Source organism: Coprococcus sp. AF99-45, assembly GCF_027663865.1.
Lineage (GTDB): Bacteria > Bacillota > Clostridia > Lachnospirales > Lachnospiraceae > Allocoprococcus > Allocoprococcus comes.
Genome location: NZ_JAQDGZ010000030.1, coordinates 1 through 15,439, shown reverse-complemented (window position 1 = coordinate 15,439; position 15,439 = coordinate 1). Strand labels below are relative to the sequence as shown.

Genomic DNA, 15,439 nt, shown 5'->3' with positions numbered 1-15,439 from the left:
TGAAAAAATCATAAAATATAGAAAATATATTGACAATATACCCGTTTTGTTATATAACTTATAGAACAAATAAGATTACAAAAGCAATAGATTTTACAAATCAGGGGGTGAGCATATGACTTTTTGGAAAGTATCCGACACCAGAATGAACTGCCTTATCACAGAAGCAGAGATTGCCGCACTTGGCTACTCACTGGAAGATCTGACACAGGACAGGGAGCGTACCGAAGAATTTTTGAATCTTCTTCTCAAGAAAGGGAAAGAAGTTCTTGGGCTTAACACAGACAATGGAATCCAGGGATTTTACGGTGCATTTCTTCCTGACCGGAGCCTGATGCTGTCGATCTCCTGCCAGGCTGAGAATTCTCTGGAATCCATCCAAAAAGATGGTTCTGAAGCTTCCGGTATGCTGATCGAGCCTGACAGCAGTGAAAAAGAGACCGTTCGCTGGCAGATTCTCTTTCCAAGTCTGGATAATGCAATCGACTTCTGCAAGATCCTTGGATACGGTCAGGCATCAGAAAGCCGTCTGTATAAAGATGACGGTGTCTACTACCTGATGGTAGACTTCCCGAATACAGAAGACGGCAATAAAAAGGCTCAGCGCATCGTATCCGCCGGTGAATTCGGTGGCATGGTCGAAAAAGATGCAATTTCTGAAGCCTATCTGAATGAACATGAAAAATGCCTCCTGAACAAGGATGCAATCAATATTTTATGCAAGATGTAGTAGAAGGGGACTAAAATAGTCCCCTTTTTAGTACACGAAATAGATTTTCCTTTATTTTTCCACAGATCCAGTAACTTTCCGCAAATGAAATAAACGATTACTTTTACATATGTCTCCATCTGTAGAAACAGATCCAAAAAAAAGAGCACCGTCCCCGATGCTAATTCATCAAAAACAGTGCTGATACTGCGCCTTCAGGGATTCGAACCCTGGACAAATAGATTAAGAGTCTACTGCTCTACCAACTGAGCTAAAAGCGCATACATTATTCGGTTTTCCGTAACGCAAGATTTATTATATAAGACAGCTATAAAAAATGCAAGCTTTTTTTTCATAAATTTTAAAATTTTTTTAAATAGATTTTTTTTCTGAAAAAGAATGTGCCAAGGCACATATAAAAAAGATCATGTGTACCGTCCGAAATTCGAACACATGATCTTTTTTGTGTACCTTTTAGGGTGGTTTTTTTCTTATCCTACATAAATTTACTGATATATCCCTGTACAAAGATAAATAATACAATCAGCGGCAGGATATAGCTTACATAAAATTTCGCCCATTTCGGGAATTTCAATCCTTCTCCGGTATCCGCTTCTTTCAGGAAGTTCTTCCATCCCCATCCATAACGGCTTGTACAGAACAGAAGATAGATCAGACTTCCAAGTGGAAGCAGGTTGTTACTTACCAGGAAATCCTCCAGATCCAGTACTCCGGAACCTTTTCCGAACGGCATAAATCCACTCCATACATTAAATCCGAGAACACAAGGCATGGAAAGTACCGCCACAACCACGATATTGACGATTACAGCCTTTTTCCGGCTGCATCCGGTCAAATCAATGGCAAAGGATAAAATGTTCTCAAAAACGGCGATTACGGTCGATACCGCAGCAAAAATCATAAATAAGAAAAATAAGGCTCCCCAGATTCTTCCGCCTGCCATGGAATTAAATACATTCGGAAGTGTGATAAAGATCAGACTCGGACCTTCTCCCGGATCCACCCCATATGCGAAGCATGACGGGAAAATGATCAGACCCGCGATCAAAGCAACAAAGGTATCCAGAAGTGTTACCAGGACTGCTTCTCCTGTAAGACTGCGGGATTTGTCGATATAGCTTCCGAAAATAGCAATTGCGCCGATTCCAAGGCTTAATGTGAAGAAAGCCTGTCCCATAGCGGCAAAAATCGTGTCAAATAAGCCATATTCCACGACTTTGTGGAAATCCGGTGCCAGATAGAAGTGAAGCCCCTCAGAAGCCCCATCAAGCGTTACAGAACGTACTGCAAGGATCAACATCAGTGCAAGCAGAAGCAGCATCATAACCTTTGTGATCTTTTCCACTCCATTTTGAAGCCCCATTCCACAAATTGCAAAACATCCAACAACAACAATGATCATAAAGAAAGTCATTGTTCCGGGTTTTGCAAGCATATCGGAAAACACACCTGCAACAGCGGCAGTATCCTTTCCCTCAAATTCACCAGTCATCATCTTGATGAAATACTGGACCATCCAGCCTGCAATTGTTGTGTAGAACATCATCAGCAGATAGTTTCCGGCCATAGCTCCATACTTATACCAATGCCATTTCGTTCCTTTTGGCTCCAGCCGGTCAAAGGAAAGCGCCGCACTTACTTTACTGGCTCTTCCGACAGAAAATTCCATTACCATGATCGGAAGTCCAAGAATCAGTAAAAATGCAAGGTAAATAAGAACAAATGCTGCTCCACCATATTTTCCTACAATATAAGGAAAACGCCAGACATTACCAAGACCGATCGCACATCCTGCAGAAATAAGGATGAATCCGAGTCTTGAAGAAAATTTTTCTCGTTGCATAAAAAATCCTCTCATTCTATTAAATTGTGGATAACTTGCCGAAATGATACTTATCCACATTTTTCGACAAGCTTGTGGATAACTTTTTTTCAGAATATCCACAGAGGAATTATACTGAATTACTGGGAAATTGTCTATGATTGTTTATATTTTTATTGGCGAAGCCACCTGACAATTTTAATTTTCCCCTTTTTAGTACACGAAATTGCCAGATGTGTACCTTTTGGGGTGAAAATTTGCATGTATATATATATTAAAGATAACAACAGCTTATTAAAATTCCTTTGTTTATATTAGGAGGGCTGAAAAAGCCCGTGGTTGACGCATTTCGGGGCATATTTTGTGTACGGAAACGGGGGAAGTTGTTTACTTCAAAGGGCAAAGAGGTGTACATATATGGGGGTTGTTGTTTACTTTGCGGGGTTACGCAGTGTACTTGAAGGGTTGGCGATTTTACCTTTTCTGTACACAAGTGTCGAAAAAATTTAAAAAAAGGCTTTACAAGAGGGGGGTTCTTGTATATAATCAACCTAGACGTACCGTTTTGGTACACAATTTTTATCAAAAAAGGTACCTTAATGGTACACGAAAAGAACAATACACACCTTAAACGTACACAAAACGTAAAAAAAGACAGAAACCCCATTTTATGGGGTACTTTTTAGGGGAGGGTGTTCCTTTTTGGTACACAAATCCCCAATATAAAGGGGTTGGTTACCCCGAATGGTACACAATAAGGGATTATATGGGGTGTAGAGGGGATTTTAATACACCTCAAAAGTACACAATAATACAGAAGAAAACAATTAAGGGGTATGAGCGATGAAGGAAACACAGAAAAAACCAAAAGAGAAACAACTGCTGGATCATGATACGGTCTCCCGGTCCAATGTGCTGATCGAAAGTAAATCCAGTACATCATTATTTGAAAGAAAGCTTCTTAATATTGCAATCGCAAAAGCATATGTAGAAGACGGTGAGCTGATCGCAAAGGTTTCCACCAAGGATGTTAAGAATTATCTTCATATAACAGGAAACTCCATCTATTCTCGTCTGAAAGAAGTATCAAAAGAGACATTGGGACATGTAGTAAGTATCGAGGACGACGAAAAAGAGAACTTCATCATGTTCAATGTAGTGAATAAATGTGAATATAGAGATGGCGTGTTTACAACCAGATTTACTAAAGAGATGAAACCTCATATCTATAACCTGAAAAAAGACTATACCCGTATGAGTCTTGATGTATTGTGCTCTTTTAAATCCCTGTTCACAACCCGTGTTTACGAAATCCTGAGAACCCAGTATTATCGTTTTGACAGGGAACAGTGTGACCAGCTGATCGTACCGAGACCGCCGAAGAATCCATACACGATCGCAGAGCTTAAATTTACACTGAATGTAGTGGATGCAAATGCATCTAAAGCAGTAAAACGTCTTGTTGAGCAGGGACGTTTTGAAGAAGCGCTTGCAGAGATTAAGGATGCACCGTTTGAAGATTGGCGTAATTTCCGTAGAAAAGTACTTGAAGTTGCGAAAAAAGAGCTGGAAGAATCCGAGTATTCCGAGATCTGCTTTGATTATGAGCCGGTTAAGAGCGGGAAGGGCGGAAAGGTTACAGGAATCCGTTTCTTTGTAAAGAAGAATCCGAAGTGTATCCATCATTCAGATCTTCAGCGTATGCCATCCGGAGAAGAAGAGGGCGAAGAGATTGCGCCAAATGTACTGGCTGCAAAGAAAACTCCGGTTAATGAAAAACTGATTTTAGAAGTTGCTGATATTTTTGGAAATGAACCGATCACGATTCAGGAGATTAAGGTGCTGCTTCAGGTATCCGATAACCAGCCGGATGTGATCCGGAAAGCTTTTAAGCTGTCACAGGAGCAGGCATACATCAATAATCTGGTCGGATGGCTCAGAAAATGTATCGAAGAAAAGTGGTATGAGAACGAAAAAGTATCCAAGTTCAAAGGAAAGACGCTGGAAGAAGCGCAGATGACACTGGATCTTTATCAGGAATACATAGAAGAGCGCGAAAAAGTGAAAAAAGAGTAGGGTATTTTCTGCGAAAAGCAGAGTTATTACCTAAATGGTACACAAGTTAAGTGGAAGAATGTGTCCCTGGGATGCTATTTGCAAAGAGGCAGGTAGCATCCCAGGGATTTTGTGTATACGATGAGCCTGTACTTGGCGAATGTACATCATCGAGCTGTTAAGCGAGATAGGGTACAAAGTATACGAATCGAGTAGGAGTCAGCCTACTCGATTGTCTTATTGTATGATGGAAAATTAAAGTAGATGTTGGGATCAAAAGGTATTTTGACCCTGGTATCTTAAATTATGGAGGAACGGAAGAAAATTATGGAAATAAGAAGATTACTGGATTTTTTAAAGACAGCGGAACAACTGAAATGTAACACCAGACATTCGTATACTTCAAGTGGCAGGTTGGAGAGTGTGGCAGAGCACAGTTGGCGGCTGGCGTTGATGGCAATGCTGGTTGGGGATGAATTTCCGGAGATGGATATGGATAAGGTGATAAAAATGTGTCTGATCCATGATATGGGTGAGGCGATCACCGGAGATATTCCGGCATTTGAAAAGACGGATAAAGACCGAAAGGTTGAGAATAAAAAGGTGGAGCAGCTGACGGATATACTTCCGGAACCGGTCCGTGCAGAATGGAAGGCATTATTTGAAGAGATGGAAACAATGGAGACACAGGAGGCGAGGCTTTATAAATCACTGGATAAGCTGGAGGCGCTGATCCAGCATAATGAGGCGGATATCTCGACATGGATTCCGTTGGAGTATGATCTTCAGATGACGTATGGGAATGAAGAATGTAAGTTTACGGAATATATCCAAAGGCTTCGGGATGAAGTGAGGAAAGATTCCAAGCGGAAGATTGAAGAAAGCAAACAGAAAGACTAATAAAAAATTTTCATAATAGTTGCATTGGAAATGTAATACTGCATATTCATGCTGAGCCGGGGCGAATGTCCAGGCTTATTTTCTATATATGATAAGTAAAAATTCACTTATAAATCGGGGTAACAGGATTCGAACCTGCGACCTCACGGCCCCCAGCCGTGCGCTCTGACCAAGCTGAGCCATACCCCGAAGTGTTATTTTATTATAGTATAAATTGTGTTAAATCTCAATCATTCTTTTGATGTGAGAAAGTGCTGTTGACAGGTTTCTGGAAAGAGTTCAAAATAACGATATGCAAATATAAATGAGTAGGATGAGGAACGATTATGGAAAATTTAATTTTCAGTCTGAATGCGACGATTCCGATATTTTTAATGATGTTACTTGGAATGTTATTCAGAAAACTGGGGTGGATGGATGAAGTCTTTGCAGCAAAGATGAACAAGTTTGTATTTTTGGTTCCGCTTCCGGTGTTGCTGTTTGAACAGCTGGCGACTGTGGATTTTTCGGAAGTATGGGATATTAAGTTTATTCTTTTTTGTTTTGTGGTGACGGCGATCAGTATTACGATATCAACTTTGATTTCACTGCTGTGGAAAGATCGGAGCGTTAAAGGCGAATTTATACAGGCGACTTACCGGAGCAGTGCGGCGCTTCTTGGAATTGCTTTTATCCAGAATATTTACGGAACTGCGGGAATGGCACCGCTTATGATCATCGGCAGTGTGCCGCTTTATAATATTATGGCGGTTGTGGTGCTTTCAGTGTTTAAACCGGGGAATAATTCTTTTGATAAGGCGCTGGTAAAGAAAACGCTGAAGGGGATTGCAACGAATCCGATCATTATTGGAATTGTGGCGGGATTTGTCTGGTCTGCACTTAAGTTTCCGATGCCATCGATTTTACATAAGACGGTATCAAGTATCGGTGCGACAGCGACGCCGATGGGACTGATGTCGATGGGTGCAACCTTTGAGATGAAAAAGGCAACATCGAAGATGAAGCCTACACTTGTTGCTGTGTTTATGAAGCTGGTTGGATTCTGTGCGATATTTTTGCCGATGGCGGCACTTCTTGGATTTAGAAATGAAGAGCTGATTGCGATTTTGGTAATGCTTGGATCTGCTACGACGGTCAGCTGTTTTGTTATGGCAAGGAATATGGGACATGAGGGGACGCTTAGTTCCGGGGTGATTATGATGACGACGTTGTTGAGTGCGTTTACGCTTACGATGTGGCTGGATGTGTTGAGGTCATTTGGGTTGGTGTAAGAAGAATAAAAATAGAAGCAGCTAGTTAAAATGGGAATTGTGGTAGCACACCATTGACTAGTTGCTTCTATTTTTTAAAGATTAAATAAGTCGCTGTGACTGCCGGTTCGAAATTGAGTGGTATTTTTGATTTCATATTTTGTCATGAATCAAGATCTGCAAAAAGTTCATTAACATCATGGTATCCTTTGATGTTAGGATCTTTTGCAATCCTTTCTGCCTCAAGCATAGCAGAGACGGTTTCTTTACTTGGAGTTCCTTCTGTAATTTTGAAAGGAATTCCTCTTTCGCGGAGAGACTGGCGGACAAAAATATTGAAAGCTGTGCTGAGATTCATACCGAGTTCTTCGTAAAGAGCTTCGGCTGCAGCTTTGAGATCGCTGTCCATACGAATGCTGATATTACTTGTTGTTGATTTTGCCATAGTAATCACCTCTTTTTATGATATAGATATTATATGGCAAATGCACGAAAATATCAATATATTGCACGAAAAAACACATTATATATGAGCTGCTGTTAGAGGGGCGCGAAGGCGCTGGCGCTGTTCGCTGGGGAGATGGATGCCGGGGGCGGGGAAGGCGCTGGCGCTGTTCCCCTTGGATGGATGTGTGTTGTAGGTAAGAGGGGGTTGTTGGTCGAATGATTTAGGGGAGGAGCAGTGCACCACAGCTCGTGAACCTGGCGGTTCATTCGCTGTGCGAGCTATCGCTCTATCAAAATAAAATAACACCCAAATTTTCATGCGAGCATGAAATTTGGGTGTTTTTTTATTTTGGCACTGCTCTATCTGAGAACAAAGTACTGTTCATACCACAGTAGGAATGAATATACTGTATAAATCTTTCTATGATAATTTCCAACTTTATTCTTATGATCTTCCAACCATTTCAGCAGTAAGTCCTGATTGAAGAATTCGGATACGAAGTCTTTCTGGAACATTTCTTTTACTTTATTATAGTATTTATCTTCCCGGAGCCATACTCTGAATGGTACGAGGAATCCGAGTTTTTTACGTTTTGCCCAGTCCATTGGGATGTGGGAGAGGGCGGAGGTACGGAATGCTTTTTTGGTTTCCATGCCGTCTACGCAGTATTTGCTGTCGATGCTGCGGGCGAGTTCCCAGACTTTTTTGTCGAGGTATGGTACACGCAGTTCGAGGGAGTGTGCCATGGTCATCTTATCTGCTTTGAGCAGGATATCGTGTGGCAGCCACAGATGCATATCGAGGAAGAGCTTTTTATGAAGGTCGTCCTGATCTTTTACCTGGTCGAAGTACGGTTTGGTTACGTCCTGGTAGCGCATCTTGCTCTTGTATGCAGGAGCGAGTACTTCATCTGCTTCTTCGTTGTCCATGATGAATGCCTGTCCGATGTAGGAATCTTCTACGGAAGTTGCATTTCTCTTGAGGAAGTTAAGTCCTCTCTTGTCAGGCTGGTGTTTTGCCCAGTCTCCGAGTTTTTTACGGATAGATGCCGGTACGATCTTGCGGTACATATCACCGGATTTGCTTGGGATATATGTCTCGTATCCACCGAACATCTCATCTGCACCTTCTCCACTTAAGACTACTTTTACATCTTTGGCTGCGAGCTGTGACAGATAGTACAGCGGAACAGCGGAAAGGTTGGCATGTGGTTCATCGGAATGATACTGAACCTCCGGCAGAGCATCGAAGAATTCGTCAGAAGAGATTTCTTTTTTTGCATTGCTCATATGAAGGATATCGCACAGATCCTTGGAGAAGGTTGTCTCATCGAATCCGCCGACTTCAAATCCTACGGAATAGGTCTTCATCGGTTTTACAGTAGATGCGATGTAGCTTGAATCAACACCACCTGAAAGGAAGGATCCTACTTCTACATCAGCAATCTGATGGTAATCAACAGAATCCTGAATTGTCTCACCGATGAGTTTTACTGTCTCGTCAAAGCTGCGGTCTTTCTTTGCATAAGTCGGATCGAAGTATTTTGTTTTCTTAAGTTCTTTTCCATCATAAGTGAAGTATGTTCCCGGTTCTAGTTTGAATACACCTTTGAACATGGTTTCAAGAAGTGGGGTGTACTGGAAAATCAGGTACATCTTGAGGGCATCTTTGTTGACCTCTTTATGAAAATGTGGGTGAGCCAGGAAGGACTTGATCTCAGAACCAAATAAAAGGCTTCCATTCATCTGTGCATAGTAGAATGGTTTGATTCCGAAGTAGTCTCTTGCTCCGAATAAGTTGTGAGTTTCTTTATCGTAAATTACAAATGCGAACATTCCGCGGAGCATAGAAGCAATTTTTTCGCCATAGGTTTTGTATCCCTGAAGAATAACTTCTGTATCGGAGTTTGTCTGGAACTGACATCCGTGTTTCTCAATCAGTTCTTTACGGATTTCCTGATAGTTGTAAATTTCTCCGTTGAAAATAATGACATGTTTGCCATCTGCACTGTGAATCGGCTGAGATCCGCCTTCAAGGTCGATGATACTCAGACGGCGGAAGCCAAGGGCTACATAGTCATCAACAAAGCTTCCCTTGCTGTCAGGTCCGCGGTGGGCAATGCGTTCACCCATCTGGTCGATGACTTCTTCTCTATTAAAATCGCCGGCGCCATAATAGCCTGCAAATCCACACATAAATTGCACATCCTTTCTGAATTGATACATATTAAAAATATTATAGTAACTTAATTTTGCCTGTAGATTTATTTATTATACCATAGTCTATATAAGATTAACAAGGGATAAAAAACCGGAAAGGAATATCCAATAAAATCAGTAGGATATTCCTTGCATATTTTTTACAGGTGTTATATAGTGAAAAATGCGGATAAATGCGTAAAAGCCGGCAAAGAAAAGGGGAATCCGGGAAATGGAAAAGGTGAAAACTTTCCTGGCAGATATATCTGATCTGCTTAATGAGAAAAATTATCAAAAAATTTATAAAAAAGTTCCGGCGTTCCGACAGGAAAAAGCAGACCGGCTGAAGCACAGGGAGGATCAGGCTCAAAGCGTGGGTGCATGGTATCTTTGGATGAAGATACAGGAGAGACACAAGATACCGCAAGATGCAGGGCAGTCCTTTAATTTATCACATTCTGGGAAATATGTTCTGTGCAGCGCAGGCGTATCCGGAGAGAGGGTAGGCTGCGACATCGAATGCATGCGGAAATATCATGAAAGGCTGGCAGAAAAATATTTTTGTTCTTCTGAATATGAGAGAATCCGGAATGCAGATGAAGCAGAGCGGACGGAAATGTTTTACCGCTACTGGGTTTTAAAAGAAAGCTTTTTAAAAGCGACGCGCAAAGGTCTTGTGATGGGATTGAATACCAGCGAGATCCAGATTCCGAAGCAGGGAGATCCGTTTTTTTTAAGGCAGCCGGAAGAGATCCGGGAAGCTTATTATTTAAAAGAATATCAGACAGATGGAGCAAGGATTGCGGTGTGCTCAACGAATCCGAATTTTGACGAAAATATTTTGGATATGACAGATATTTACAAAAGAGAAATGATTGTGGAACTTAAAGATTGAAAATAAGCCAATGAAACAAGAAGTGGATTGGTTAAGAGTTTACAGGTATTTTATGAGAGAAGAAGGAGAAGAAGATGCTTACACAATTTTCGAGAACAGAACTGCTTCTTGGCAAAGAGGCGATGGATAAACTGAAGAATTCAAGAGTTGCCGTATTTGGAATCGGCGGAGTCGGCGGTTATGTATGTGAGGCACTGGTACGAAGCGGAGTCGGGGCATTTGACCTGATCGATGATGACAAGGTATGTCTGACCAACTTAAACCGTCAGATCATTGCAACCAGAAAGACGGTAGGAAAATACAAAGTAGATGTTATGAAGGAGAGAATGCTGGAAATCAATCCGGACGTGAATGTGCGGATCCACAAATGCTTCTTCCTTCCGGAAAATGCAGATGAATTTCCGTTTGATGAGTATGATTATGTAGTTGATGCAGTTGATACGGTGACTGCAAAGATTGAGCTTGTCATGAAATCGCAGGCAATGAATGTGCCGATCATCAGCAGTATGGGAGCCGGAAACAAGCTGGATGCAAGTGCATTTAAAGTGGCTGATATCTATAAGACACAGATGTGTCCGCTTGCAAAAGTTATGCGCCGGGAGTTAAAGAAGCGTCATGTTAAGAAGTTGAAAGTTGTTTATTCAGAAGAGAAACCGACCAGACCAATCGAGGACATGGCAATCAGCTGCAGAAACCATTGTATCTGTCCGCCAGGAGCAGAGCATAAATGTACGGAGAGAAGAGATATTCCGGGAAGTGTGGCATTTGTGCCATCTGTAGTCGGACTGATTATAGCAGGGGAAGTAGTGAAGGACCTCTGTGCAAAATAAAAATAAAATCGCGGGCGCCCCTGTGGGGCGCATATTAAAACCAGGCATTTGCTGTCAGAACTTGCAGCAAATGCCTGGCTTTTTTGTTTCATTTTTTTTCACAGATTTTCCGGAAAATCTTATACGATCTGTATCGGAGATCAGGAAACAGAGGTAACTCTGGAGAGTAATTATACAGAGCTTTAAACTTAAAAAATTCTAAACTTGTCGGAAAAGACTGTTTTCTCATGAAGAAATATGTTAAAGTAAGGCTGAAATATGCGTAAAAAGGAACAAACATTAACGAGATGTCGTTTAAGGAAGGAAGAACCATAGACATATGATGAGAGAAGACAGGAAAAGAGCGGAGCAGCGCCAGAAAAAAATAGCGAGGCGCAAGCGGGAAGTACAAAGGATGAAAAGAAAGCTATATAAAGCAGGCATTCTTGCAGCAGCAGGAATTATCGTGTTGGCTGTGATCCTGATGCTTTGTGGAAGTGGAAATGCAAAGAAATCTGCAAAAAAGACATCCTCTGCCAAGACAAAGATAGAGACAGAAACAAAGACACCAGAAGAGATAGAAGCTGAGAAAGTCCAGGAGGTGCTGGATTCTGACCAGTATAAAGACCAGCTGGGCGAATTATATAAGAAAAACCCGGAGACGAAGGAAATCATTCTGAACAGAGAAAAGTATTCCGATGATCTGCTGACATGGCTGTTTGATCATCAGGAAGCACTGCAGTGGGTGATTGATTATCCGGAACAGTCAGCACGATCAGAGGAAGAACTCAGTGCGCAGGGACTTCAGGCGGTAGATTTGAAAGATTATAGAATCCAGAACCATATTCCGGTATATTTCCAGTGGAGCGAAGTATGGGGATATGCATCTTATGGTTCCGAGAATATCGGAATGGGTGGATGCGGACCGACCAGCCTTTCCATGGTGGCGACAGGACTTACAGGCAATACTTCATTTACACCGAAGTATGTGGCAGATATGAGTGTCAATATGGGATATTATGTAGATGAAGTCGGAACAGACTGGACGCTTATGACTGCAGGAGCTTCAGAACTTGGAATAAACTCTGCACAGCTTACAAACTGGTCAGAAGACACTCTCAAATCCGAGCTTTCGGCAGGACATCCGATCATCTGCAGTATGGGACCGGGTGATTTTACAAACCAGGGACATTTTATCGTCCTTTCCGGGCTGACAGAGGAGGGCAAGGTACTGATCAATGATCCGAACAGTAAGATCAACAGCCGTAAGAAATGGGATCTGAATACAATTATAAATCAGATGAATGCAGCGTGGTCATTCTGGGTATAAAAATTTGGAAAAAGTGCAGGAGAATTGGATAAATTCCCTTGCGCTTTTCTTTTATTTATGATATAAATAGATATTGTCGAGAGACAAAATGGGTGGATTCCCGAGTGGCCAAAGGGGACAGACTGTCACTCTGCTGCAATTTGCTTCGGTGGTTCGAATCCACCTCCGCCCATTGATGCGAGGTTGAAAAGACAGTGCAGAGCACGTATGCTTTTCGCAGAAACCGTTTGAGCATCTCTTGCCGCAGTGGCGGAACTGGCAGACGCCCGGGACTTAGAATCCCGTGGGTAGTGAGACCCGTGCCGGTTCGATTCCGGTCTGCGGCATTCGTTAAAAATGGGAGAGACGTTGAATTTACAGCGTTTCTCTTATTTTTTTGTTTTAAAATGTTTGAACACCTTTGAACACTTTATGATGAAATACCAAGATTCTGAAAAGCAAGCCTGTCATTCTTCCTCTTATTGACATTCCGCAAGTAATGCAATGTTGTAGCTGTCTCACTATGTCCCATTAAATAACTAAGGGTTGTAAGATTATTTCCGTCAAAAGCTGTTGAAGCATTGTAAAAGCGGATTTTATGACTGGAATGATAAGGAACACCGGCTTCTTTGCAATATTTCTTCAAACGGCGATTAAAGCTGTCTGTTGTCATAATCTCGCCGTTGGGTTCAAAGACATATATTCCATTTGGATTTAATTCCTTTGCTTTGTGAAGAATTTTAAGTGCTTCGTCTGTAAGGAACTGTTTACGGAATCCATGAGAAGTATTTCCTTTCATTTGATTTACTACTTTTACTTTTCGGCTTGAGAATGTTAAATCATCATTCAATGTACGTTCACAGGTCGCCTGTCTGTGAAGATATACAAGCCTGTTATTGTAGTCAATATCTTCCCAACGGATAGCTTTTGTTTCTCCAACACGGATAAACAGATAGAAAGATAACTGTATTGCAAGAGAATATGGCTCTATGATACACCGAAGATAATTTAATAACTTATGCGTATCATCACGGGAAAATACATTGTCACTTTGTACTTCTACTGGCTTATAGGTAAACTGTTTGAAATTCACATCAGAGACAGGATTATGTGATATAATTTCTTCTTCGATCGCATAACTCATTATTCCATTCAAAACAGAACGGGCATTACTGACTCGCTTGTGAGTGAACTGTCGGTCTTTTGTAGCTTCTCTGAAAAAGCGGATAAGCGTGATTGGTTTGATTTCGCCTATCTTCATTTTAACAAGTTCTGTATCTTTGAAAAATCTATTCCATTCAGATACATATTCTTGAATTGTCTTTGCTTTTACGGAAGTATAGTCTCTTTTATACAAAAGCCATTCAGCGTATAATTCTTCCAGTGTGACATTCTGACGGTTTTCAGCTTTCTGCTTTTCGATATAAAATCTGATGATTTCTTTTTCAAGGTTCTCTTTACTCTTCCTCTTGACAGGACGGCGTTTGTTAGGTTTGGTTTCATCGGGTAAATAAGTACGCCAGCTTTTTTCTGATTCCGAGTAATAAATTTCATATTTGTGATTCTCCAAGATTTTTTTATTTGCCATAATTTTAAAATCTTTGAAGACTTCATCTGTGGTCATGTTAGCACAGGTGGCTAACGTATTCAATAATGTTATATCTGAAAACGTAACGGGATTATCCATAAGATTCCCCCTTTACGCAAGGATTTTCTTTTTTAATTTTGATGTAGATAACACTGCTGTCCTTTAAGCATGAACCAGTAGATAAGAAAGCGTTGGTATCGTAAATTTGCCTTGTGTATTCTTTCTGAAAGACGATATTTTCTTTTTGTAAGTCATGTAAAATGTCTTCGGTCAGCATAACTTTTGTTTCGTGTGGAACTTTCAGATTTTGAGATTTGAAAAAGGCTTTTTTCTTATGTTCTTTCAAATCAAGGTCTTTTCCAAAATACTTGCTAAGATAACGACCTCTGTTTTCTTTGCTGTCTACATCAATGCGATTGATTTTAATAAATCCATGTGACCATAAATTCTGTAATTTTTCTTTTGCTATATACGGAAAATCAAAGAAAATAACATGATAATGGATTGCTCCACGCTTCTGTTTCTCCCACGTTGCAAGGTATTTTAATAACTGGGTTTTGGTATGGTACAAATAATAATTTAATCGCTGGATAAAATACTTAAATTCTCGGTTAGTTATCAGGATTTCTTGAATGTTTTCTTTAAATGTCAGCGTTACAAATTTTGTTTTGTTATCAAAGTTGCAGTCAACAATACGGGCAATATCCCAACGAGCCTGTTCGTAATGCTTCTGCTTGCGTTTTAAACTGTCATATTGCTTATGAGCTGACATTTCATCAAATTTTTTTCGGTTACTTGTGTCTGTTAAATCTGCCTTTTCTTTCGAGTGAATAAAAATAGGGTTTTCGTAAATATATACTTCTTTTGTAGTAGGAGTTTCAATGATTTTCGTATTGTATGCAAAACACTCTTTTGTTTTGCTCACGAATCTCACCTCATATCCCAATTTTTGTAATGAATGTTCCGATTGTTTTCGGAAGATGTTGTTTTATATATCAAGTATAGAGGTCAGCCAGTTCAGCACCTATGACGTTGTCCGGCACTGACTGGCTGACATAGTAGGGAAATTATTTCATTCCCACTTTTCTGATATTGGAAGCTTCTGCTTTGACAGAAAGACGTCCATTATAGAGACTAGCCCAAGTATGTAATCCATCAAATGAGACTGGAATCTGCCCTTTTTGTTCAAGTTCTTCGTTGGTAACAATCGCTGTGTTAGCCTTAATGCCTACTTTGACTTTTTCAAACTTTAATTTTGGAAGAAGAACTGTATAGTAGAATCCTAATTTTTCTTTTGTAGAAAAGTCTACCCAGTCAGAAACTTCTACTAACTGAAATTCCTCTTGCAGTTTGTCTGGATTTAAAATAAAGTCATTTCCTCTAATCATCGTTTCACCTCCTTACGAATATCTGATTATCAGATATTAAGATAATC

Annotated in this window: 13 protein-coding genes and 4 tRNA genes; 9 read left to right on the top strand and 8 right to left on the bottom strand. The window is 40.6% G+C overall.

The window, feature by feature from the left end:
* Window positions 1-115: 115 nt before the first annotated feature.
* Complete coding sequence (locus PGR14_RS14800) at window positions 116-730, top strand: adaptor protein MecA (protein ID WP_008371107.1); 615 nt, start codon at window positions 116-118, stop codon at window positions 728-730.
* 187 nt (window positions 731-917) lie between these two features.
* On the opposite strand, the gene PGR14_RS14795 is transcribed toward PGR14_RS14800, so the two are convergent.
* Window positions 918-990 (bottom strand) — tRNA-Lys (locus tag PGR14_RS14795).
* A 215-nt stretch (window positions 991-1,205) separates the two neighbouring features.
* A complete protein-coding gene (locus PGR14_RS14790; protein WP_055155987.1) occupies window positions 1,206-2,573 on the bottom strand; it encodes a sodium-dependent transporter in 1,368 nt (455 codons plus the stop codon).
* Between the two features lie 822 nt (window positions 2,574-3,395).
* Here PGR14_RS14790 and PGR14_RS14785 point away from each other — a divergent pair.
* Both PGR14_RS14785 and PGR14_RS14780 read left to right on the top strand, forming a co-directional pair.
* Entirely contained in the window at window positions 3,396-4,628 is a 1,233-nt protein-coding gene (locus PGR14_RS14785; RefSeq protein ID WP_008371101.1) for a replication initiation protein, read from the top strand.
* A 306-nt stretch (window positions 4,629-4,934) separates the two neighbouring features.
* The gene (locus PGR14_RS14780) at window positions 4,935-5,507 is read left to right on the top strand and encodes an HD domain-containing protein (protein ID WP_055249451.1); all 573 of its coding nucleotides are present in this window, start codon (window positions 4,935-4,937) and stop codon (window positions 5,505-5,507) included.
* A 114-nt stretch (window positions 5,508-5,621) separates the two neighbouring features.
* On the opposite strand, the gene PGR14_RS14775 is transcribed toward PGR14_RS14780, so the two are convergent.
* A tRNA-Pro gene (locus PGR14_RS14775) sits at window positions 5,622-5,696 on the bottom strand.
* A gap of 137 nt (window positions 5,697-5,833) precedes the next feature.
* On the opposite strand from PGR14_RS14775, the gene PGR14_RS14770 reads away from it, so the two are divergent.
* Window positions 5,834-6,778 (top strand): AEC family transporter, encoded by a 945-nt coding sequence (locus PGR14_RS14770; RefSeq protein ID WP_055249453.1) that lies wholly within the window; start codon window positions 5,834-5,836, stop codon window positions 6,776-6,778.
* Window positions 6,779-6,920: 142 nt separating this feature from the next.
* Here PGR14_RS14770 and PGR14_RS14765 read toward each other — a convergent pair whose 3' ends face one another.
* Together PGR14_RS14765 and asnB are read right to left on the bottom strand one after the other, a co-directional pair.
* Window positions 6,921-7,202: a type II toxin-antitoxin system RelB/DinJ family antitoxin gene (locus PGR14_RS14765; protein WP_055155989.1), complete on the bottom strand. Its 282-nt coding sequence runs from the start codon at window positions 7,200-7,202 to the stop codon at window positions 6,921-6,923.
* 362 nt (window positions 7,203-7,564) lie between these two features.
* On the bottom strand, window positions 7,565-9,400 hold the full coding sequence (asnB, locus tag PGR14_RS14760) for an asparagine synthase (glutamine-hydrolyzing) (protein ID WP_055249455.1): 1,836 nt from the start codon (window positions 9,398-9,400) through the stop codon (window positions 7,565-7,567).
* A gap of 235 nt (window positions 9,401-9,635) precedes the next feature.
* Between asnB and PGR14_RS14755 the strand changes: the two genes are divergently transcribed.
* From PGR14_RS14755 to PGR14_RS14735, 5 genes are all read left to right on the top strand, one after another.
* Window positions 9,636-10,298 carry a 4'-phosphopantetheinyl transferase family protein gene (locus PGR14_RS14755; protein ID WP_055249457.1) on the top strand — a complete coding sequence of 221 codons (663 nt, stop codon included), beginning with the start codon at window positions 9,636-9,638 and terminating at the stop codon, window positions 10,296-10,298.
* Between the two features lie 74 nt (window positions 10,299-10,372).
* The gene (locus PGR14_RS14750) at window positions 10,373-11,128 is read left to right on the top strand and encodes a tRNA threonylcarbamoyladenosine dehydratase (protein ID WP_055155992.1); all 756 of its coding nucleotides are present in this window, start codon (window positions 10,373-10,375) and stop codon (window positions 11,126-11,128) included.
* 394 nt (window positions 11,129-11,522) lie between these two features.
* A complete protein-coding gene (locus PGR14_RS14745) occupies window positions 11,523-12,437 on the top strand; it encodes a C39 family peptidase (protein WP_055297631.1) in 915 nt (304 codons plus the stop codon).
* A gap of 90 nt (window positions 12,438-12,527) precedes the next feature.
* Window positions 12,528-12,609, top strand: a tRNA-Asp gene (locus PGR14_RS14740).
* Between the two features lie 68 nt (window positions 12,610-12,677).
* A tRNA-Leu gene (locus PGR14_RS14735) sits at window positions 12,678-12,763 on the top strand.
* An 83-nt stretch (window positions 12,764-12,846) separates the two neighbouring features.
* Here PGR14_RS14735 and PGR14_RS14730 read toward each other — a convergent pair.
* From PGR14_RS14730 to PGR14_RS14720, 3 genes are all read right to left on the bottom strand, one after another.
* Window positions 12,847-14,103, bottom strand: coding sequence for a tyrosine-type recombinase/integrase (locus PGR14_RS14730; RefSeq protein WP_008373044.1), 1,257 nt, complete (start codon window positions 14,101-14,103; stop codon window positions 12,847-12,849).
* Window positions 14,096-14,929, bottom strand: coding sequence for a rolling circle replication-associated protein (locus PGR14_RS14725; protein WP_173794097.1), 834 nt, complete (start codon window positions 14,927-14,929; stop codon window positions 14,096-14,098). Before PGR14_RS14725 ends, PGR14_RS14730 begins: the two co-directional genes overlap by 8 nt.
* A 142-nt stretch (window positions 14,930-15,071) precedes the next feature.
* Window positions 15,072-15,392, bottom strand: coding sequence for a hypothetical protein (locus PGR14_RS14720; protein ID WP_005330993.1), 321 nt, complete (start codon window positions 15,390-15,392; stop codon window positions 15,072-15,074).
* Window positions 15,393-15,439 lie beyond the last annotated feature (47 nt).